At 67.8% G+C, this 20,031-nt stretch carries 17 protein-coding genes; 3 read left to right on the top strand and 14 right to left on the bottom strand.

Annotated features, from left to right (window positions below):
* Positions 1 to 113: 113 nt before the first annotated feature.
* On the bottom strand, positions 114 to 647 hold the full coding sequence (locus RTO53_RS01485; RefSeq protein ID WP_312236112.1) for a GNAT family N-acetyltransferase: 534 nt from the start codon (positions 645 to 647) through the stop codon (positions 114 to 116).
* A 157-nt stretch (positions 648 to 804) separates the two neighbouring features.
* Complete coding sequence (locus tag RTO53_RS01480) at positions 805 to 2,781, bottom strand: UvrD-helicase domain-containing protein (RefSeq protein ID WP_312236111.1); 1,977 nt, start codon at positions 2,779 to 2,781, stop codon at positions 805 to 807.
* 130 nt (positions 2,782 to 2,911) lie between these two features.
* On the opposite strand from RTO53_RS01480, the gene RTO53_RS01475 reads away from it, so the two are divergent.
* Positions 2,912 to 3,532 (top strand): thymidine kinase, encoded by a 621-nt coding sequence (locus tag RTO53_RS01475; RefSeq protein ID WP_312236110.1) that lies wholly within the window; start codon positions 2,912 to 2,914, stop codon positions 3,530 to 3,532.
* Positions 3,533 to 3,656: 124 nt separating this feature from the next.
* Here the strand turns inward: RTO53_RS01475 and RTO53_RS01470 are convergent, their stop codons facing one another.
* From RTO53_RS01470 to RTO53_RS01440, 7 genes are all read right to left on the bottom strand, one after another.
* Entirely contained in the window at positions 3,657 to 5,258 is a 1,602-nt protein-coding gene (locus tag RTO53_RS01470; protein WP_312236109.1) for a glucan biosynthesis protein D, read from the bottom strand.
* Between the two features lie 95 nt (positions 5,259 to 5,353).
* On the bottom strand, positions 5,354 to 8,188 hold the full coding sequence (locus tag RTO53_RS01465) for a protein kinase (RefSeq protein ID WP_312236108.1): 2,835 nt from the start codon (positions 8,186 to 8,188) through the stop codon (positions 5,354 to 5,356).
* A 65-nt stretch (positions 8,189 to 8,253) separates the two neighbouring features.
* Positions 8,254 to 8,796: an ECF-type sigma factor gene (locus RTO53_RS01460; protein WP_312236107.1), complete on the bottom strand. Its 543-nt coding sequence runs from the start codon at positions 8,794 to 8,796 to the stop codon at positions 8,254 to 8,256.
* 89 nt (positions 8,797 to 8,885) lie between these two features.
* Positions 8,886 to 9,698 carry a bifunctional DNA-formamidopyrimidine glycosylase/DNA-(apurinic or apyrimidinic site) lyase gene (gene mutM / locus RTO53_RS01455; RefSeq protein WP_312236106.1) on the bottom strand — a complete coding sequence of 271 codons (813 nt, stop codon included), beginning with the start codon at positions 9,696 to 9,698 and terminating at the stop codon, positions 8,886 to 8,888.
* A gap of 36 nt (positions 9,699 to 9,734) precedes the next feature.
* Positions 9,735 to 10,355, bottom strand: a complete 621-nt coding sequence (locus RTO53_RS01450; RefSeq protein WP_312236105.1) for a hypothetical protein — start codon at positions 10,353 to 10,355, stop codon at positions 9,735 to 9,737.
* A gap of 45 nt (positions 10,356 to 10,400) precedes the next feature.
* Positions 10,401 to 10,730, bottom strand: coding sequence for an EF-hand domain-containing protein (locus RTO53_RS01445; RefSeq protein ID WP_312236104.1), 330 nt, complete (start codon positions 10,728 to 10,730; stop codon positions 10,401 to 10,403).
* Positions 10,731 to 10,775: 45 nt separating this feature from the next.
* Positions 10,776 to 11,978: a fatty acid desaturase gene (locus tag RTO53_RS01440; RefSeq protein ID WP_312236103.1), complete on the bottom strand. Its 1,203-nt coding sequence runs from the start codon at positions 11,976 to 11,978 to the stop codon at positions 10,776 to 10,778.
* A gap of 194 nt (positions 11,979 to 12,172) precedes the next feature.
* Here RTO53_RS01440 and RTO53_RS01435 point away from each other — a divergent pair, with 194 nt between their 5' ends.
* Positions 12,173 to 12,958, top strand: coding sequence for an ATP-binding cassette domain-containing protein (locus RTO53_RS01435; protein WP_312236134.1), 786 nt, complete (start codon positions 12,173 to 12,175; stop codon positions 12,956 to 12,958).
* A 161-nt stretch (positions 12,959 to 13,119) separates the two neighbouring features.
* Here RTO53_RS01435 and RTO53_RS01430 read toward each other — a convergent pair whose 3' ends face one another.
* Positions 13,120 to 14,328: a DUF4785 domain-containing protein gene (locus tag RTO53_RS01430; protein ID WP_312236102.1), complete on the bottom strand. Its 1,209-nt coding sequence runs from the start codon at positions 14,326 to 14,328 to the stop codon at positions 13,120 to 13,122.
* A gap of 10 nt (positions 14,329 to 14,338) precedes the next feature.
* A complete protein-coding gene (locus RTO53_RS01425) occupies positions 14,339 to 15,199 on the bottom strand; it encodes a hypothetical protein (RefSeq protein ID WP_312236133.1) in 861 nt (286 codons plus the stop codon).
* Positions 15,200 to 15,479: 280 nt separating this feature from the next.
* Here RTO53_RS01425 and RTO53_RS01420 point away from each other — a divergent pair, with 280 nt between their 5' ends.
* Positions 15,480 to 16,331: a phosphatase PAP2 family protein gene (locus tag RTO53_RS01420; protein ID WP_312236101.1), complete on the top strand. Its 852-nt coding sequence runs from the start codon at positions 15,480 to 15,482 to the stop codon at positions 16,329 to 16,331.
* A gap of 96 nt (positions 16,332 to 16,427) precedes the next feature.
* On the opposite strand, the gene RTO53_RS01415 is transcribed toward RTO53_RS01420, so the two are convergent.
* The 3 genes from RTO53_RS01415 to RTO53_RS01405 all read right to left on the bottom strand — a co-directional run bounded on the left by RTO53_RS01415 (position 16,428) and on the right by RTO53_RS01405 (position 19,995).
* The gene (locus tag RTO53_RS01415; RefSeq protein ID WP_312236100.1) at positions 16,428 to 16,913 is read right to left on the bottom strand and encodes a hypothetical protein; all 486 of its coding nucleotides are present in this window, start codon (positions 16,911 to 16,913) and stop codon (positions 16,428 to 16,430) included.
* The gene (locus RTO53_RS01410) at positions 16,901 to 17,335 is read right to left on the bottom strand and encodes a hypothetical protein (RefSeq protein WP_312236099.1); all 435 of its coding nucleotides are present in this window, start codon (positions 17,333 to 17,335) and stop codon (positions 16,901 to 16,903) included. The genes RTO53_RS01415 and RTO53_RS01410 overlap by 13 nt, the downstream gene beginning before the upstream one ends.
* Positions 17,336 to 17,727: 392 nt before the next feature.
* Complete coding sequence (locus RTO53_RS01405) at positions 17,728 to 19,995, bottom strand: TonB-dependent receptor (RefSeq protein WP_312236098.1); 2,268 nt, start codon at positions 19,993 to 19,995, stop codon at positions 17,728 to 17,730.
* Between the last annotated feature and the right edge of the window lie 36 nt (positions 19,996 to 20,031).

Raw genomic sequence — 20,031 nt, 5'->3', positions numbered from 1 at the left:
ACCCATGGCCGACCGACGGTAGAGCCGAGCCATGCTCGGCTACGCAGCATCAAGGTGCCGACGCACCCATGGCCGACCGACGGTAGAGCCGAGCCATGCTCGGCTACGCAGCATCAGGGTGCCGGCGCGCCCGGCGTGGCGAACAGCAGCACGACATCCCCGCCGTGCGGCGGCGGCAACAGCAGGTCACCGCGATCTTCCATGCCCAGCTTGCGCAGCAGCGCGGCCGAACGCAGGTTGTCGGGCGAGACGATGCCGTACAGGTCGGCGTAGCCCAGTACATCGCGCGCGTAGTGCATCACCCCGCGCGCGGCTTCGAACGCATATCCGTTGCCTTCGTACTCCGACAGCAATGCATAGCCGATGTCCGGTGCCGGCAGCCCATCGCGGCGCACCAACCCGGCGTTGCCCAACCACGCCCCGTCGCTGCGGCGGATGATCGCGTACATGCCGAACCCGTTGAGCGTATAGCTGCCCAGCACGCGCTCGGCAGTGTAGTCGCGCGCCTGCGCCAAGGTGCGCACGCCGCGGTCGGCGATGTTGCGGATGAAGCCCGGCTCGTTGAGCAGGGCCAGCATGTCGGCCGCATCGTGGTCGGGATCGATCAGGCGCAGGTGCAGGCGGTCGGTCTGGATAACGGCGGACATGCGGGTCACTGCAAGGGGACGATGGCTCGATTGTGCAGTGCGCGCCGCGAACACGGTAGAGCCGACCGTTGGTCGGCTGCTCTTGGACCGGGCATAGGGCAGACGACGCGCCTTGGGAACGGCAGCCGACCAACGGTCGGCTCTACCGGGCGTTGGCTCAGTCAAACAACGCCTGGATCGCCGCCAACCCCGCGCTCGCGCGCTCTTTCTTGCGCGCGGCATCGGCGACCGGATCGGCGCCGTCGCGCTGCATTTCCTCGGCCGGGATCTCGTCGAAGAAGCGGCTGGGCTTGAGCCGGACATGCTCGCCGAATTTACGGGTGAGCTTGCTGTAACTCATCCACAGCTGCACCTTGGCGCGGGTGATGCCCACGTACAGCAGGCGCCGTTCTTCCTGCAGGTTGCCTTCGTCCAGGCTGACCTGGTGCGGCAGCACGCCGTCCTCGCAGCCGATGATGAACACGTACGGGAATTCCAGACCCTTGGAGGCGTGCAGGGTCATCATCCGCACCTGGTTGCCGCCATCGTCCTTGTCGTTGCGCGAGAGCAGCGCCAGCTGCGCGGCCAGGTCGGCGGTGGAGGCGCCGCGCGGGCCGCCTTCGAACCACTGCGCCAGTTCCTCCAGGTTGCCCAGGCGACGCTGGTACACCGACTCTTCCTTGCATGCACTGCGCAGCTCGGAGACCAGCCCGGATTCCTTCACCAGCTTGCGCACCAGGTCGCCGGAACTGAGCTTGGGCATCTCCGCGCGCAGGTCGCGCAGGATGTCGGTGAAGCGGCTCAGACCATTGGCCGCGCGCGGTGGAAGCTGCGCCAACGCACCGATCGCTTCGGCGGCATGCGCCATCGGCAGCTCTTTTTCAGACGCCAGCTCGGCCAGTTTGGCCAGCGTGCCGGCGCCGACCTCGCGCTTGGGCGACTGCACCGCGCGCATGAACGCCGTATCGTCATCGGGGTTTACCAGCAGGCGCAGCCAGGACAGCGTGTCCTTGACCTCCTGGCGTTCCAGGAACGCGGTGCCGCCGGTGATGTGGTACGGCGCGCGCACCAGCTGCAGGGCTTTCTCCAGCGGCCGCGACTGGAAGTTGCCGCGGAACAGGATGCAGAAATCACTCCACGGAATCTTCTTGGACGTGGCCAGGAACGAGATCTCCGCCGCCACTTTCTCCGCTTCGTGTTCGCTGTTGCGGCATTCCCACACGCGGATGCGCTCGCCGTCGGCCTGGTCGCTCCACAGCTTCTTCAGGTGTTCATGCGGATTGTTGGCGATCAGCGCATTGGCCGCGCGCAGCACGCGGTTGGAGCAGCGGTAGTTCTGCTCCAGCTTGATGATTTCCAGCGCCGGGTAGTCGCGCGCCATCTGCTGCAGGTTTTCCGGGTTGGCGCCGCGCCAGGCGTAGATCGACTGGTCATCGTCGCCCACGCAGGTAAAGTTGCCCTTGCTGCCGGCCAGCTGCTTGAGCAGCCGGTACTGCGCATCGTTGGTGTCCTGGCATTCGTCGACCAGCAGGTAGCCGATGCGCTCGCGCCAGGCCACCGCGATCTCGGGATTTTCTTCCAGCACCTGCACCGGCAGGCGGATCAGGTCGTCGAAGTCGACCGCATTGAACGCGGTCAGGCGCAGCTGGTAGCGCTCGTAGACGCTGGCCGCTTCCTTCTCGCGGTTGCTGCGCGCCGCCGCCATCGCCTGCTCGGGCGAGAGGCCGGCATTCTTGGCGCGCGAGATCAGGTTTTTAACATCCTCGATGTCATCCGGCTTGGCGCCGTACATCAGGTCCTTGACCTGCGCGGTGGCATCGTCCGCATCGAAGATCGAGAAGCCGCGCTTGAGACCCACCGCCGCGTGTTCAATCTGCAGGAACTTCAGCCCAAGGGCGTGGAAGGTGCAGATGGTGACGTCCTCGGCATCGCCGCCGTGCAGCCGCTTGGCCACGCGCTCGCGCATTTCCTTGGCGGACTTGTTGGTGAAGGTGATCGCCGCGATCCGCCGCGCCGGGTAACGGCTGGTGGCGATCAGCTGGGCGATTTTCTCCACGATCACGCGCGTCTTGCCGCTGCCGGCGCCCGCGAGCACCAGCAGGGGACCTTCGCAGTGCAGCACTGCCGCGCGTTGGGGGGGATTGAGACCGTGCATGCCATCTCCGTGGGAGGGGCATTGTACCGGGCCGCCCGGCCGGGGCGGGACGGTCGCCGACGGCGGACGAAAGCGTCCGCCGCGCCGGGCGGGCGGCGACGTGGAACCGCCGGGCGTCTAGAATTGGCCGATGGCCAAGCTCTATTTCTATTATTCGGCGATGAACGCCGGCAAGACCACGACCCTGCTGCAGTCGGCGCACAACTACCACGAGCGGGGCATGCGCGTGGCCATCCTGACCCCGCGCCTGGACGACCGCGCGGGGCGTGGCGTGGTGGCCTCGCGGATCGGGCTGAAGGCCGATGGCGTCGCCTTCGACCGCGACACCGACCTGCAGACGCTCATCGCCCGGGACCTGGACGCCCACGGCACGCTCGGCTGCGTGCTGGTGGATGAAGCCCAGTTCCTGACCCGCAGCCAGGTCTGGCAGCTCAGCGAGGTGGTGGACCAGCTGCGCATCCCGGTGCTCTGCTACGGGCTGCGCACCGATTTCCGCGGCGAGTTGTTCGAAGGCAGCCAGTACCTGCTGGCCTGGGCCGACGAGATGCAGGAGATCAAGACCATCTGCCACAGCGGCAAGAAGGCCACCATGACCGTGCGCGTGGACGAGCACGGGCACGCGGTGCAGGACGGCCCGCAGGTGGAGATCGGCGGCAACGAGCGCTACGTGTCGGTCAGCCGCGCCGAATTCAAGAAGATCACCCGCGGCGAAGGCAAGATCGACCCGGCGCAGGCCAAGCTGCCGATCTGATCGCTACCGCCGGTAGCGCCGAGCCGTGCTCGGCGTGCGTCAGGCGGTCATTGGTGCGCCAGGAGCAGCCGAGCATGGCTCGGCTCTACATCCCCCATGGGTCGGTGCGCGCTGCCGAGGGCGGTCAGTACAGCGTGCGTTCCGGTGCGCCCTTCGGCGGCGGGCTGTACTGGTACAGCCAGGTTTCGGTCAGGGTCTTGCCGCCGCTGCGCAGGTACAGGCGGATGTCGATCTGGTCGGTGGAATCGTCCGGCGGCACTAGGTCGAACATGGCGCGGTAGCCCTTGATTTCGCGCAGCGGACGCGCCGAGACGATCTCCACGCGGCCACGGCTGGCCTGGACCACCGCTTCAACCTCGCCCTTGTCGATCAGCGCGGCCAGTTCGCCGCCTTCGAAATCGACCGCGAAGCGCCACGAGAAATACGCGCGCTTCTTGCCGATCACCCCGCCCAGGCCGGTGCGGCTGGCCACGCAGTGGGCCAGCGGCGGGCGTGCCGGCGGTTCGGCGCCCCAGTACAGGCGGTAGCCGAGCAGCAGCTCCTGGCCGGGCTGCGGCTTGGCCTCGGGATTCCAGAACGCCACGATGTTGTCGAAGGTTTCATCGACGGTGGGGATCTCGACCAGCTGTACTGAGCCCTTGCCCCACTGCCCCTTCGGTTCCACCCACAGGCACGGGCGCTTCTCGTAGAAGACGCCGTCGTCCTGGTAATGGTCGAAGTTGCGGTCGCGCTGGAGCAGGCCGAAGCCGCGCGGGTTGTTGTCCACGAACATGTTGAAGCGCAGGTTGTGCGGGTTGCACAGCGGGCGCCAGATCCACTCGCCACTGCCGGTCCACATCGACAGGCCATCGGTATCGTGGATTTCCGGGCGCCAGTCCCAGTCCATGCGGCGATCGTTCTCGCCGACCTGGTACATGCTGGTGCACGGGGCGATGCCGAGCCGCTCGATCGCCTTGCGCGGGTACAGCGCGCAGTCGATGTCCATCAGCAGCACATCGCCGTTGGTGATCGCGAAGCGGTAGGCACCGGCCACGCTGGGCGAATCCAGCAGCGCATACACCACCAGCGTGTTGGAGTCGGCCGCCGGCTGTTCCAGGTAGTAGGCGATGAAGTCCGGGAATTCCTCCGGCTTGCCCATCCCGGTGTCGATCGCCAGGCCACGTGCGGACTGGCCGTACTGGCCTTCCTTGCCGACCGCTCGGAAGTAGCTGGCACCCAGGAACGCGGCGAAGTCGCGGTCGGTGTCCTGGCGGGTGTTGAGGCGGAAGCCGGCAAAGCCGAGGTCGGCCGGCAGGTGGCTGCCCTTCAATCCGCTCTTGCCGTAATTGAACGCGGCCGGATCGTAGGCCAGCTCCTGCGCGGTGCCATCGACCACATCGTACATGCGCACCGGCGAATGGAAATACAGGCCAAGGTGGAAGAACTTGGCCTGGTATCTGCCGGGCTTGTCCGCCCACAAGGCGTGGTCCTGGCGGTAGCTGATCGACTGGTACTGGTCCCAGTCCAGCGCCTCCAGCGGTCCGGGCAGGGTGCGCTTGTGGCTCTGGTAGGCGGCCTGCGACAGCGCGCGCGCCTGGCCCTTGAGGGTGGCGAAATCGAACGGCTGCGGCTGGCCGAGCCGGCGCAGCCCGAGCTGGTTGCCCTGTGCGGCACAGGCCGGCAACGCGGGGAAGCCGACCGCGGCCAGGGCCAGGGAGGCATTGCGGATGAAGTCGCGACGTTGCATGCAGGCAGCGCTGGCAGGAAAGGGCCGGACATCATAGGCAGAGGAACGTTAATTCGCCGAGGTGGTCGCGGCGTGACGTTCAGCAAACCCGCCGCTCACCGCAGCGACGCCAACGCCGGGGTGGCGCAGGCCTGCAGGGCCTGGTCGATGCCGCGCAGCACCGCACCGCCCTGCGGACGCTGCGCCTGCACCTCGGCCTGCAGCTGCAGCAGGGCCTCGCGGCCGCGCCACGGCGCCTGCATGCAGTGCAGCGCGGCCAACGTGGTGCGTGCCTGCCAGCGCAGTTCGATGCTGGCCGGATCGGGCGCGGTGCCATCGGCCACCTGCTGCAGCGCGCGCCGCGCTTCCACGTCCTGGCCCATGCGCACCAGGTTGCGGCCCCAGGCCAACTGCAGCGCCTGCTGCTGGGTGGCGGCCTCCGGCCCGCCCTGCGCGCTGCGCCGCATCAGCTGCGCCAACTGCTCACCGGCCTGGTGCGGGTCGCCGTAGGCGCTGGTGACCTCGGCCATGAGCCGGTCGGCGCGCTGCACCGAGGGCGCGTGGTCGCCGCGCTGCGCGGCCTGCCACTGACGGCCTTCGTGCAGCGCCGCCAGCGCGGCCTGCCAACGACCGGCCTGCGCCAACGCGGTGCCATAGTCGTACAGGCCCTGCGGCAACAGCCCGATGCAGTCCGGCTGGCGCCAGATGGCCACGGCACGCTCGAAGTCGGCGACCGCTTCACTGCTGTCGCCACGCTCCAGGGCGAGGCGGCCCAGCGCATGCCAGCTCAGGCCGGTGTCGCGGTGCTGCTCGCCCAAGGCGCGCCGGGTCAGCGTGTGCACCTGGTGCAGCAGCGCGCTGGACTGCCGCAGATCGCCGCGCTGCATCGCCAGTACCCCGCGCAGGCGCCGGATCGAGAGCGTCTCGGGATGGTCCGGCCCGTACAGGCTGACCGCGTCGGCCCAGGCGATGTGCAGGTTCTGCTCGGCCGCGTCCAGGTCGCCCTGCGCGGCAAGCGTCTCACCGAGATGCCGGCGCAGCGCGATCAACTGCGGCTGGCGCTCGCCGGCAGCACGCGCCTGCAGCAGCTGCAGGGCCTGCTGGTAGCCGGCCAATGCCGCCTGCGGGCGGCCGTCGTCGCTGTCCAGTGCAGCCAGATCGGCCAGGCTGTCGGCGGTACCGGGGAGGTCGTGCAGGACCTCGCGACGCAGTGCCAGCGCGCGCTCGAACGCCGCGCGCGCCGGGGTGCGGTAGCCCAGCAGCTGCTGGCAGCGGCCGAGCTGGGCGTGGTACTCGGCCACCAGGCTGGGCAGCGCCATGCGCTGCTCGGCGGCCAGCGCCTGCATCGGGGTCATGTGGGTGACGCACTCGCGTGAACGGCCCAGCATGCGCAGCGCGCGCCCGCGCTGGGTCACCGCTTCCAGTTGCAGCGGCGGTGGCACGTCCTCCACCGCCTGCAGCAGCGCGCGTTGGCGGTCCAGGGTCTGCAGGGCCAGCTGGTAATCGCCCATGCCGATCCGCAGCCGCCCGATCACCCCTTCCAGGTCGGCCAGCGACAGCGGCTGGTCGGCCAGCTCGGCCTCGCCGCGCTGCTGCCCGGTGGCCAACAGCTGGCGCACGTCGAAGCTGCCGTGGCGCACGCTGGCGGCACGGTCGAACAGGCTCACGGTGAAGTCCTGCATGGCTTGTGCGCGGACGATCTCACGCCGCGCCTGCTGCATCTGCCATAACGCGACCCCCGCCAGGCCCAGCAGCGCCAGCGCGCACAGCGAGCCCAGCGCCACGCCCCAGCGATGTCGGCCCAGGTACTTGTGCAGGCGGTACAGGGTGCGCTGCGGCCGCGCGTGGATCGGTCGGCCTTCGAGGAAGCGTCGCAGGTCCTGCGCCAGCGCTTCCACCGAGGCATAGCGCTGCGCCGGTGCCTTCTGCAGTGCCTTGAGCAGGACAGTGTCCAGATCACCGCGCAGGCGCCGGGCCAGTCGCCGCGCCGCCGTCGTGGGCGGTGCATCGGCGCTGCCGCGCAGCAGCACGGCCGAGGCCCGCGGCGCGTCCACCTCCAGAATCGAGCGCTCCCATTCGGCATCGCTCTGTCGACGCAGCCGGTAGGGCTTGCGCCCGGTGATCACCTCGAACAGCACCACGCCGAGCGAATACACATCGGTGAGCGTAGTCACCGGTTCACCGCGCACCTGCTCGGGCGCGGCGTAGTGCAGGGTGAAGGCGCGCGCTTCGGTCGGCGGATGCTGCGGGTGGTCACGCGCGCCCTGATCGTCAAGCAGCTTGGCGATGCCGAAATCCAGCAGTTTCACTTCGCCCTCGGCGGTGACCAGGATGTTGGAGGGCTTCAGGTCGCGGTGCACGATCAGATTGGCGTGGGCATGGCTGACCACCGCACAGACCTGCAGCATCAACTGCAGGCGACGCTCCAGCGGCAGTTGCAGGCGCTGGCAGTAGTCGGTGATCGGCTCGCCTTCAACATAGGCCAACGCCAGGTAGGGCTGGCCCTGCAGGTCCACGCCGGCGTCCAGCAGTTCGGCCAGGTGGGGGTGCTGCAGGCGGGCCAGGATCTCGCGCTCGCGGGCGAAGCGCTGGCGCAGGCCGGAGTCGGCATAGCCGCTGCGCAGCAGCTTCAAGGCGACCCGGCGCTGGTACAGGCCATCGGCACGCTCGGCCAGCCAGACCTCGCCCATGCCGCCCTCGCCCAGCAGCCGCAGCAGCCGGTACGGGCCGACCAGGGTGCCGGCGCGGCTGTCCTCGGGGGCAGCGGTCCACAGTGGCTGGGCCATGAACTCGTGGCTGTCGCGTTCGTGTGCCAGCAAGCGTTCCACGTCGGCGGCCAGGGTCGGATCGGCCGCGCGCAGCTGGGCCAGGCGCAGGTCGCGCCGGGCCGGGGGCAGTTCCAGCAATTGGTCCAGCAGCGTCGACAGCTGCCGCCAGCGCACCGCTTCCATCGATCCACTCCCCGAACGATGTACCGCCGCCCGCGCCGCCACGCGGGACCGTCATGCCCCCTCGATCAGTCTTCGCGCACGGATGCCAGCAGGAACATGCGCGCCTTCTGCCAGTCGCGGCGGATGCTGCGTTCCGAGCGCTGGCAGAGGTCGGCGATTTCCTGCTCGGACAGCCCGGCGAAGTAACGCAGTTCCACCACCTTGGCCAGGTGCCCATCCACCGCCTGAAGCCGCGCCAATGCCACGTCCAGCGCCAGCAGGTCCTCGTCCATGCGCACGCCGCTGCTGCTGTTTTCCGGGATTTCCGCCACCCGCTTGAGGTCGCCGCCGCGTTTGCGCGCCAGCCGGTTGCGCGCGTAGTCCACCACCACGCTGCGCATCGCCGAGGCGGCGTAGGCGAAGAAATGCGCACGGTCCTCGAAGCGCGCGGTACCGCGCGCGCCAAGCAGTTTCAGGTAGGACTCGTGGACCAGCGAGGTAGCATCCAGGGTGCGCCCCTGCTGCCCGGCCAGCTGGCGCCGGGCCATGCTGTGCAGCTCCTGGTAGAGCAGGGTGAGTACCCGGTCCAGCGCGGCGCGGTCGCCCGCCCGGGCCGAATCCAGCCACACGGTGATATCCGGACCCTCCTCCATCGCACACCCCCGCCGGTGACGTTGGCCGGACTATACGCCCGCCGGGGCGACGGACAAGCGACGGTTCAGCGCTGGCAGTAGCCGCACCAGACGCTGGCGCGCTGGCCGATGGTGGCGTGCCGCAGCAGCCGTCCGCACCGGCGGCAGGGCTCGCCTTCACGGCCGTAGACCAGCAGCTCCTGCTCGAAGTAGCCCGGCGCCCCGTCCGGATTGATGAAATCGCGCAGGGTGGTGCCGCCGCGGGTGATGGCGTAGGCCAGGATCTGTTTCACTGCCTCGGCCAGCCGCTGGTAGCGCTCGCGGGAGATCCTGCCGGCCTCGCGCAGCGGGTTGATCCCGGCCATGAACAGGCTTTCGGCGGCGTAGATGTTGCCCACCCCGACCACGATGCCCTGGTCCATCAGGAAGGTCTTCACCGGCGCCTTGCGGCCCCGGCTGCGCTGGAACAGGTAATCGCCGTTGAAGGCGTCCTCCAGCGGCTCCGGGCCCAGCCCGGCCAGCAGTTCGTGGGTTTCCCCGGCCGGTTGCCACAACAGGCTGCCGAACCGGCGCGGGTCGTTGAAGCGCAGCAGGCGGCCGTTGTCCAGGCTGATGTCGACGTGGTCGTGCGCGCGCACGGGGGTGTCGCCGGGCAGCACGCGCAGGCTGCCGGACATGCCCAGGTGCAGCAGGGCGCTGCCGATGGCGGTATCCAGCAGCAGGTACTTGGCGCGGCGACGCACGCCTTCGATCGCCTGGCCGGGGAGCAGGGCGCCGATCTCACCGGGAATCGGCCAGCGCAGGTCCGGGCGGCGCAGGATCACGCCGTGCACGCGGCGGCCTTCCAGGTGCGGGGCCAGGCCGCGGCGGGTGGTTTCTACTTCGGGGAGCTCGGGCATGGGGAGATTCTACTCAACGCGTCGCACGCGCTCCGTTCACTCCTGGACCAGGAATGCATCCTCGGCCAGCGCGCTGCACCCCCCCAGGCGCCAGAGTGCCAGATAGGGCGCGAAATCGATGGCGTCAGGTGCCAGCGGCTGGGAGATGTACCAGCCCAGATACAGATCCGAAGCGACGTGGTACAGCGCCTCGTCCAGTGCGCCGACCTGCGCGGTGTCCAGCGTGCGCGCATCCCTCACGACGTCGCAGATCACATCGTGCAGGTAGGCCGACGGTTCGGACGTGGCCCGAGCCGCGTCCAGACGGTCGGACGATGTACTGAGAACCGGGACGCTGAGCAGCGTTGCCTGCAGCGCCAGTTCACCGTTCGCGCCGGCAACGCGCGCCAGTTCGTCCAGCCACGCACGCGCGGCGGCGGCCCTGGCCTGTGCATTGCCTTCGTGGGCGGGCTGGAGGTAGAGATGATTGCCCCAACGACCGGCCTGAAGCACGTCCAGGGCGCGCGCCTCCAAGGCATCAGCGTGAGGAAAGGATGCGAACACCTGCGTCAGCACGGCGGCCTCGGTAACGCCCTGCAGCAGGCCGGAGAAGTACCACGCTTCCTTTTCGCTGCGTCCTGCGCAGAATTCACGCCATTCGTGGATCAGATCGTCCATGCGGCCCATGATCGCCCAACGCTTCACCCGGTGGCCAGTCCAGGCTCACCGAGGTGGCGCCGCCAGCTCCCTGGCACTCAGGTACCCGTCGCCATTGGCGTCCTGCTTGTGGAAACGCTGGATCAGGGTCTGCCGCTGCTGTTCGCGGGTAATCGGCGTGCCCTTGCCGCCAGGCAGTTCATCGGCACCCAGCACGCCATCACCGTTGCGGTCCATGCGCTCGAAGGCGTACACCATCCACTGCACGTATTCCTCGACGCTGACCCGGCCATCGCCATCGGTGTCCATGCGCTGCAGGTAGCTGACGGTATCGGCCACCTGCGCCTGCGCGCCCGCAGCGGCGAGCAGCAGGGCCAGGCAGGAAAAACGCCGCACGAGGCGGCGTTTTCCACAGGCATTGGGTGCAGACCGGCGCACCGGTCAGTGCGCCGTCAGTGCATAGCCCTTCAGGCGTGCGGCATAGGCCTGCAGCGCGGCGATGCCGCTGGCCTCAGCTTCGTGGCACCAGGCCTGCAGCAGCTTGAGGCGTTCGGCAGCGTCGTTGCCGCGCGCTTCCAGCAGCGCCGCCAGACGCGCACGGTGTTCGACCAGCACGCGGATGCGCGGGCGCTGTTCCACCCAGGTGCTGAGCTGGGCGCGGCAATCGGGCTTGAGCCAGCGGCCATCGTTGACCAGGCCGCGGCGCATGCGGCGCGGCAGCAGCTTGCGCAGCTTGGCGCCGGCCATCGACGCCTCTTCGCGCAGGGCCGGGACGAACACGTTGCGCTGGTAGTCGGTCATCGCCTGGAAGCGATGCGACAACAGGGCCTTGAGGGTTTCAGCGTCCGGCACGGCGATGTTCGGGCGCACGTCCATGGACGGTGCCACGCGCAGCACCTTGGCCAGGCGCAGCGCCTGCAGGCCGCGGATGGCCGCCCAGCCGATGTCGAACTCCCAGCGGCGCATGGAGAAACGCGCCGAGCTGGGGAAGGCATGGTGATTGTTGTGCAGTTCTTCGCCGCCGATCCAGAACGCCCACGGGGTCAGGTTGGTGGAGGTATCGGCCGATTCGAAGTTGCGGTAGCCCCACCAGTGGCCGAGGCCATTGACGACGCCGGCCGCCCAGAACGGAATCCACGCCATCTGGATCGCCCACAGGGCCACGCCGGGCAGGCCGAACAGCAGGCTGTTGATGGCCAGCAGCGCGACCGGGCCGAGGTTGGCGTGCGGGGTGTACAGGTGCCGTTCGATCCAGTCGTCCGGGGCGCCACGGCCGTACTGCTCGATGTCCGCGCGCATCGCGCGGGCCTCGCGGTACAGCTCCACGCCGCGCCAGAACACCATGCCGATGCCCTTGGTGACCGGGCTGTGCGGGTCTTCGTCGGTTTCCACCTTGGCGTGGTGCTTGCGATGGATCGCCACCCACTCCTTGGTGATCATGGAAGTGGTGAGCCAAGTCCAGAAGCGGAAGAAGTGCGCGATGACCGGGTGGAAATCCACACCACGGTGCGCCTGGCTGCGATGCAGGTACAGGGTGACGGCGAAGATGGTCAGCTGGGTGAACACCAGCAGCACCAGCGCCATGCCCCACCAGCCGAGGCCGACGAGGCCGCCGGTCAGGAAGTTGAGGAGCGTATCGAGCATCGCAGGACTCCGGGCCGCAGGCGGCCAGCAAGGAAACGGGTACACCTTCGGACATGATGGGGCCTGACGTTGCAAACTTCATCCATCTGATGCGATTTTTGCGCAGTCATTCAGTTGTTTCCCCTCTTCGTGAGCATGCCACCGCATTCATGACAGTCGCAGCCTCCACGGCGCCCGTCGCCGCCAACGCCCCCCTGATCGAGCTGGACCGCGCCTGTGTGATCCGTGGCCAGGTCCGGGTCCTGCACGACCTCAGCCTGCGCATCGCCCAAGGCCAGCACACCGCGCTGCTGGGCCCCAACGGGTGCGGCAAGTCGTCCTTCATCAAGCTGATCACCCGCGAGCTTTACCCGCTGGCGCATGCCGACGGCAGCGTGGCGGTGCGCGTGCTCGGGCAGAACCGCTGGCAGGTGGACCGCCTGCGCTCGCAGCTGGGCATCGTCACCGGCGACCTCAGCAGCAACCTGGCCGAGATGCCCGGGCTGACCGTGGAAGAAGCGGTGCTGTCGGGCTTCTTCGCCAGCTTCGTGGTGCCCGCCTTCCGCGAAGTCACCGACGCCATGCGCGAGCGGGTACGTGAAACCCTGACGCTGACCGGCGCGCTGCCGCTGCTGCAGCGTGGCTATGCCGAACTGTCGGCCGGCGAAACCCGACGCGTGCTGATCGCCCGCGCGCTGGTGAACCGTCCGCAGGCGCTGCTGCTGGACGAGCCGTCGACCGGGCTGGACCTGATCGCGCGCCAGCACCTGATCGCCACCATGCGCAGGCTGGCCGCCGAGGGCATCACCCTGGTGCTGGTGACCCACCACATCGAGGAGATCATTCCCGAGATCGCGCGGGTGATCATGTTGCGCAGCGGCAGGATCCTCGCCGACGGCAGCCGGGACGACCTGCTGCGCGACGGACCGCTGTCGGAGGTATTCGGCGGACCGATCCAGGTGATCGAACACGAAGGCAGGCTGAGCGCCTTCGCCGGATAAGCCCCTCAGGCCAGGGATGGCTGGCAGCGTGGCACGGACCCGAACGGTAGAGCCACGCCATGCGTGGCTGGCAGGTGCACGCGCGCTGGACGAAAGGCAGCCACGCATGGCGTGGCTCTACCGCGGGAAACGGAGGCCATCGCCTCCGTTTCCCGCCTTGCCTAGAACTTCACCGCCACCGCGCGCGATTCGATCGGCGCCATCCGCCCCTGGTCCTGCAACTGCAGCTCACGCAGCTCGAACGGTGCCGCATACCCGCGTGGCAGCGCGACGCTGGCGAAGGGCAACTGCAGCTCGGCACTGCCGGCCTTGTCGAACCACGCCGCGCTGTGCGCCTGCGCGACCGGATGCAACTGGCCATCCGGACCGGTGGCATACAGCGTGCCGCGTGCCTCGTAGCGCCCCGGTGCACCAATCTGCAGCGGCAGCGACACCGTGCGCCGGGCACTGTCCACCGCCACCTGGCCACTGAAGCGCGCGGTCGGCTGGGCCACGGCGAAGGCCACCTTGGCATCGCGTTGCACCCCGTTGGCGCTGACAAACGCCTGCAGTTCCCACAAGCCCTGCACCTGGCCGATGTCCTGCGGAATCGTCACGCGTGCACGCAGCCCCTCCTTGCCGGCTACCAGCGGCACTGGCCAGCTGCGTCCGTCCGGCGCCACCAGCAATGCCTCGCCGCCAGCCGGCAGCGCGCGTGCGGTCGCCCTGCCGGTGGCCAGCGCGGCGCTGCCGCCGTCATCGAGCAACCGCGCGGTCAGCGCCACGCTGCCGCCGGCCAGCACTTGCTGGCGGTCGGCCTGCAGCTGCAGTGCTACCGTGCTGTTGGGTTCCAGCACCTGCACCACATAGCGGCCCTGCGCCTGCGCGCTCTGCAGCCGGTAGCTGCCCACCGCCGCACTGCTGCCGGTGCGCACCATCGCGCTGCCCTGCCCCACGCGCATGCCCGCGGCACGCAACTGCTGCGCGTCGACCACCTTGTCCACCGCCAGCACCCCGGCCGGATCGCGGACCTCCCATTGCTCCGGCGCCAGTGCGCGCGCGCCCTGCACCGGGCTGACCTGGATCACCGCATCGGGTGCGGTCAGCGGCAGGTCCAGGCCACGCTGCAACGTGGCGGCATCCACCATCTCCCAGTAGCTGCGGCTGCTGGCCACGAACGGCGGCGGTGGGGTCAATGCCTGCGTCGGATCCAGCGCCCAGGCAAAGCTCACCGGCGCACGTTCGATGGCATCGCCGGACAGCGGCGCGGATTCCACGCGCGGTGCCACCTGGTCGCTGCTGCGGGCGGGCAGCAGCGGCTGTGCGGCCTGCAGGGGCAGTGCCACCATCGCCGCGGCGACGGCGGCGGCAATCATCAGTCTTGACGTCATGGTGTGCTCCTCACAGGGTCAGGTCGTTGCGCAGGATCGTGCCCAGGCCGAAGCATTCGCGGCGGCTCTGGTTGTGGCTCAGCGGTTCGGCACCCTTGGTGCGCGCCTTGTCGGTGAACCACAGGCTGCCGGCGGCCTTCTGGCTGCTGCACTCCAGGAAGCCATCGGAGCAGCTGTTCAACCAGTTCTGGGTGAACTCCAGGCCCACGTTCTGCGCATAGCCGCCGCAGTAGCTGTTGCTGTCCCACACCGCCGATTCCACATCCGAGCCGACCACCACGCGGAAGGTCTTGGGCAGCGCCGGCCGGCCCGCGGTGCCGTACAGATTCTGTGCGTTGTAGGTGGCCATGTGCCCCACCTGCTGCTGGCGCACGGCATCGCTCTTGTAGCCCAGCAGCCAGCCCACCGAGGTCTCGAAGGTGTTGCCGTTGAGCGCGGCATCGGCCAGCGGCGTGCCTGCCGAGGACGGCGCCAGCGCGGTGACCTTGCTGATGGTCTGGATCAGCTTCGGATAGCGGCTGTCGTAGGTGGGGTTGGACAGGATCCAGCGCACCACGTTGCCGCCGTTGGAATGGGTGATCACCACCAGCTTGGTGATGCCCCGGGTGTTGATGAAGCTGGTCAGCTGCCCGGCCAGGCAGCCGGCCGCTTCGGGCTTCCACATGTACTGTTCGAAATCGCAGTTCACCACCGTGTAGTTGCTGCTGTCAGGCAGTCCCTGGCGTACGGTGTCGATGATCGCCGGTTGCCAGTAATCCGTGCGCGCATCGGTCTGTTTGCCGGTGCCGTGCACGAACGCCACCCCCACCACATCGGCCGCGTGCACACTGCCGCACGCCAGCATCAAACCCAGGGCGAGTCCACCGCCCATCCTTCCCGCGTTGCTTCGCATCCGTTTTGCTCCCTTGCAGGTGATCCCCCTGATGACCGGCGCTACCGCGTTGCCATGCAGTGCATCTATCCATAGAGATATGACGAGTGATGGCGCCTTGCGCGAAGCTATGTCGCGGATCTATGGAAAACCGTGAACCAGTAGAGGTTTCCATCATCCAACCGCGCGCCATGCCGGATCTGGCCGCATGACGAACGGCCACTGTCACGGCCAGGTGAAGCTGCGATCATGCGGCTCTCCCCCTCTACGAGACCTGCCGATGCCTTCGTCCCTGCGCGCTCCTGCACTTCTGCGCCCGCTGCTGGCCGCCGCCCTGCTTGCGGCCCTGGCAGGCTGTGCGACGACGGCTGCGCCGGGTGCGACGGCAGTGGAAGCCTCGGTCACCACCAAGGCGACCGGCTACCTGACGCCGGACGCCGTGCCGGACAGCCTGGCGCTGGTACCGGCACCGCCGGCGGCCGGTTCGGCCGGCTTCGCGCTGGACGAACAGGTCAGCCGCGAGGCACGTGCGCTGCGTGGCAGCCCGCGCTTCGAGCAGGCGCATCGCGATGCCGAACTGGGCTTCCCGGCCGGTGCCAACCAGTTCTCCTGCGCCATCGACGTGGACGTAGATGCAGTGAAGACCCCGGCGTTGTACCGCCTGCTGGAGCGCAGCCGGATCGATGCCAGTGCCGCCACCCGCACCGCGAAGAAGCACTACCAGCGCGCGCGGCCGTTCATGGTCAATGGTGAGCCCACCTGCTCGCCGGAAGACGAGCAGGACCTGCGCGGCAATGGCTCCTACCCGTCCGGCCACACCTCGATCGGCTGGACCTGGGCGCTGATCCTGTCCGAGATCGTTCCTGACCGCGCCGACGCCATCCAGGCGCGCGGCCGCAACTACGGCGAAAGCCGTCTGGTCTGCAACGTGCACTGGCAGAGCGACATCCTGGAAGGTCGCTTCATGGGTGCCGCCGCCGTGGCACGACTGCACGACAACGCCGCGTTCAACAAGGACCTGCTGGCCGCACGCAAGGAGATCGCCGCCGCGCGCAAGGCGGGGCTGCATTCCGCGCGTGATTGCGCAGCCGAAGAGGCGGTGTTGAAGGTGCGGCCGACGAGCGCGCTGTGAGTCGTCGGGAGAGGTAGAGCCGGCCGCTGGCCGGCTCGTCGATGGTGAATGACATGCGGCGGCACAGGGCCATGGCTCCCAGCCTGAGCCGGGCAATCAATCCTGTTGAAGATCGACCTCTCGCGACGTGGCAATCAACACCCAGTGCCCGTCCCCTCCCTTCGTATAGAAGTAGCACCCCGTGCAGACGTAGTAGATCAGACACTCAACGCGCTGGCTCCCTCTCCTCCATTCGATGTGCTCATGCCCGCGTTCACTGTTGTTGAACACGGGTTTCGCACGTAATAGCCGGGTGATCTCCGACTCTGTTTTCCCAATGAAGGAAGCCGGATCGGTAGCATGCAGATCCAAGGCAAATGGCCTGGCAAGCAGCCGACGCATGCGAGCATCGCTCCGGTAGAACTGACGGAAAGGGACAGCGCGCAGCGCGCGGACGAGCGTTCGCCTGCTTCGCACGGATTGCACCGCACCGAATTTGGACATCAGTTTGAGAAACGTGCTGACGAGGCGCGAGATGACGTACAGCGGGAGTGCGAAGAGTAGGAGCAATACCATTGAAACTAGCTCTTTCAAATACCACATGCTGAGCCCTTCCTGGCGTTGATACCGGCAGAAGAGACCGGGCGGAGCTCTCGACGCAGCATCCCCAACTTCAGCAACTCCACGAGCAGCAGCAGGCACCCGCTCAGCACCAACAGGCTGGTTGGGGCGACATCCAGAGGGCGAACCAGCATCAACGCAAACGGCACGGATGGCATCAACACCATCAGCCGCAGCGGCATCTGCACGTACGCAAGATAGACACCGAGCCTGCTGCGCCATAGCAGCAACGCGCAGGAAGCGAAAAGACTCACCTGCAGTACCCAGCTGGGCGCGAGGAACATCAGTGCCGTCCATCCATGGCTGTCCAGCACCGCGACCGACCCACTGATATCGTGCAGGTACGGCGTGCCGCCTTGCCGAAGCGCGGATACGAGGTAGATGAGTATCTGGGCTGCATCCATGGAGCCCCACAGCACCAGTGCCCCGCCGGGTGTCGATGGTTTGCGTTGAGTAGTTTCCATCGTTCCAGCGGCCTGCGGAAAGGGCGCGCTGTGCCGCACCTAGTATTTGATCCGCGAGTATGCCGAGCGTAGGACGGTGCCGGGAATGCAATAACTTGCAAAGCGGGGCCCGGCATCACTGTAGTGCCGGCCGCTGGCCGGCTCTGCATTCTGTTGATCGACACCGCGAGGAGCCGGCCAGCGGCCGGCACTACCGATACGGCGGTACCGATTGGCGATTGGCGGTCGGCGCGACGATGGCGGCACACAAGAAAACGGCGCGGATTTCTCCGCGCCGTTTTCGTGTTCAGGGGCGTGCCCACCAACAGTGGGCACCTACCGCATGGCATGCATCAGAACTTCGCGGTGAACTCCACGCCGAACGTACGCGGCTCGTTGAGGAAACCGGTGAGGTTGTTGAAGTCGATCGCGCCGACCACGCGGACCTGGTCAGTCAGGTTGCGGCCGTACACGGCCACGTCGTACTGGCCGTAATCCCAGTTGTAGCCCAGGCGCAGGCCACCTTCCAGCGACGAGCGGCCACGGAACTCCGGCGACTCGTATAGGAAGAAGTTGACCTCGCTGCGATAAGCCCAGTCGGTGTAGACGTACAGCTCGCTGGCATCGTTGAGCGGGAAGCCGGCACGCAGGGTCAGGTTGTGGATCCACTTCGGTGCCTGCGGCAACGGGTTGCCGTTGACCAGCGCGTAGGTACCGCCATCGATGACCGTGGTCGGGTCGGTGATGGTGCAGCCGCCGCCGCAGATCGCCACCGCCAGGTCGCGGTCCTTGATCTCGGTGTCGTTGTAGCTGCTGCCCAGGGTGAGCAGGACGTGGTCGGTCAGATAGGCTTCGAAGTCCAGCTCCACGCCCTGGCCCAGCGTCTTGTCGGCGTTGAGCAGGGTGGCGGTGTTGTTGCTGCCGCCCACCGCGATCAGCTGCTGGCCATCGACGTTGTAGCGGAAGACGTTGAAGCCCAGGCGCGCGCGACGGTCGAACAGGTCGGCCTTGATGCCGGCCTCATACGAAATCACCTTTTCCGAATCGGCCTGCGACACGCCACCGAAGGCCAACCGACCCTGGATCGACGGTGCACGGAAGCCCTTGGCCACGCGCGCATAGGCGTTGAGGTTGTCGGTGATCTTGTAGACGCCGCTCAGGTCCCAGCTGACATCGTCGACATCGGTCTTGGCGATGTACGGGCCGCTCACCGGCGTACCACCGGGCACGGCCTGCAGCACGCTGGCGCTGAAGTCCTTCTTGTCCTGCGTGTAGCGCACGCCACCGCGCAGCTTGAAGCGTTCGGTCACGTCGAAATCGCCGGAGGCGAACGCCGCCCACGCCTTGTTGCGCTGCTGCTGCACCGCGTGGCCGGTCTGCGGATTGCCCGGGGTCAGCGAGTCGTAGTTGAAGCTGTCGATGGTGACGTCTTCATCGAAGTAGAACACGCCGGCCTGCCAGTCCAGACGGCCCCACTCGTTGGATTCCACGCGGAATTCCTGGGTCCACTGGCGGTGGTGCGGCAGGCCATCGGCCGACTCGGACGGGAACGGAATGAAGCCCGGGCCGTAGTTGCCCGCACCGAGGAACGCTGCGCCGTAGCCGCCGTCGATATCGCCATGGTTGAGCGATTCGGCGGTCTCGTAACCGGTGATCGAGTGCAGCGTCACCCGGCCCAGGTCCCACTTCAGGCGCGCGCTGCCGCCCCAGGTTTCCAGGTCGGAGAAGTTCTGGCCATCGGTGGCGACTTCATCGCGGTCGAAGTTCTCGACCAGCTGGTTGGTGCCCGGCTTGATGATGTTGGCGCGGAACAGGCGCGCGGTGCCGTTGAGCTTGCGCTTGTGCAGGTTGAACAGCGCTTCCACGTCGTCGCCTTCGTACAGGAACTGCACGCGCGCGGCGGCTTCGTCATACCCTTCAAAACCCTGTGCCGGTGCGTTGGCACGGGTGTTGGTGACCCAGTCGTCGCGGCGCTGGTACAGCGCCGACACACGTGCCGACCAGCGGTCGGTCAGCGGGCCACCGAAGGCACCCTGGGTGTTCCAGGTGTTGTAGCTGCCGTAGGCGACCTTGATGTAACCGTCGGCGTCCTGCGACGGGCGCGCCGAATCGAACTTGACCACGCCGGCCGGCGTGTTGCGTCCGAACAGCGTGCCCTGCGGGCCGCGCAGCACTTCCACGCCGGCCAGGTCGAACAGCGGGAAGCCCTTCAACAGCGGGCTTTCCTGCACCACATCGTCATACACCAGCGACACCGGCTGCGAGGCATTGAGGTCGAAATCGGTGTTGCCCAGGCCGCGGATGTAGAAGCGCGGGAAGGCACGACCATAAGACGATTCGATGTTCAGGCTGGGCACGCGCGCGGCCAGGAAGCGGATGTCATCGCCGGCCGAACCGAGCACATCGAGCTTCTCGCCCTGGATGGCCGAGATCGACACCGGCACGTCCTTGGCGTTTTCCACGCGGCGCTGGGCCGTGACCTGCAGGGTATCGAGGGCGACCGGATCCTTGGCGGCGGGGGCGTCCTGGGCTGCAGCCGTCAATGGCAGCAGGGTGGCGAGAGCGACAACGAGCGGGTGCACGGACGGAAACCGGCCGTGGGCAGTGCGGTTCGGGAACATGGCGATTAGGCTGTGTTGGGAGGGGTGGTGGACCGG

It is taken from the genome of Stenotrophomonas sp., from assembly GCF_031995405.1.
GTDB lineage: Bacteria > Pseudomonadota > Gammaproteobacteria > Xanthomonadales > Xanthomonadaceae > Stenotrophomonas.
This window is presented reverse-complemented; position numbering and strand designations above follow the sequence as displayed.

Bases quoted from the DNA above. Each gene is read 5' to 3' on its own strand.
- RTO53_RS01420 (WP_312236101.1), top strand. From the start codon at position 15,480: ATGCCTTCGTCCCTGCGCGCTCCTGCACTTCTGCGCCCGCTGCTGGCC.
- RTO53_RS01465 (WP_312236108.1), bottom strand. From the start codon at position 8,188: ATGGAAGCGGTGCGCTGGCGGCAGCTGTCGACGCTGCTGGACCAATTG.
- RTO53_RS01485 (WP_312236112.1), bottom strand. From the start codon at position 647: ATGTCCGCCGTTATCCAGACCGACCGCCTGCACCTGCGCCTGATCGAT.
- RTO53_RS01405 (WP_312236098.1), bottom strand. From the start codon at position 19,995: ATGTTCCCGAACCGCACTGCCCACGGCCGGTTTCCGTCCGTGCACCCG.
- RTO53_RS01450 (WP_312236105.1), bottom strand. From the start codon at position 10,355: ATGGACGATCTGATCCACGAATGGCGTGAATTCTGCGCAGGACGCAGC.
- RTO53_RS01430 (WP_312236102.1), bottom strand. From the start codon at position 14,328: ATGACGTCAAGACTGATGATTGCCGCCGCCGTCGCCGCGGCGATGGTG.
- RTO53_RS01410 (WP_312236099.1), bottom strand. From the start codon at position 17,335: ATGGATGCAGCCCAGATACTCATCTACCTCGTATCCGCGCTTCGGCAA.
- RTO53_RS01440 (WP_312236103.1), bottom strand. From the start codon at position 11,978: ATGCTCGATACGCTCCTCAACTTCCTGACCGGCGGCCTCGTCGGCCTC.
- RTO53_RS01480 (WP_312236111.1), bottom strand. From the start codon at position 2,781: ATGCACGGTCTCAATCCCCCCCAACGCGCGGCAGTGCTGCACTGCGAA.
- RTO53_RS01475 (WP_312236110.1), top strand. From the start codon at position 2,912: ATGGCCAAGCTCTATTTCTATTATTCGGCGATGAACGCCGGCAAGACC.
- RTO53_RS01415 (WP_312236100.1), bottom strand. From the start codon at position 16,913: ATGTGGTATTTGAAAGAGCTAGTTTCAATGGTATTGCTCCTACTCTTC.
- RTO53_RS01425 (WP_312236133.1), bottom strand. From the start codon at position 15,199: ATGGGCGGTGGACTCGCCCTGGGTTTGATGCTGGCGTGCGGCAGTGTG.
- mutM (WP_312236106.1), bottom strand. From the start codon at position 9,698: ATGCCCGAGCTCCCCGAAGTAGAAACCACCCGCCGCGGCCTGGCCCCG.
- RTO53_RS01470 (WP_312236109.1), bottom strand. From the start codon at position 5,258: ATGCAACGTCGCGACTTCATCCGCAATGCCTCCCTGGCCCTGGCCGCG.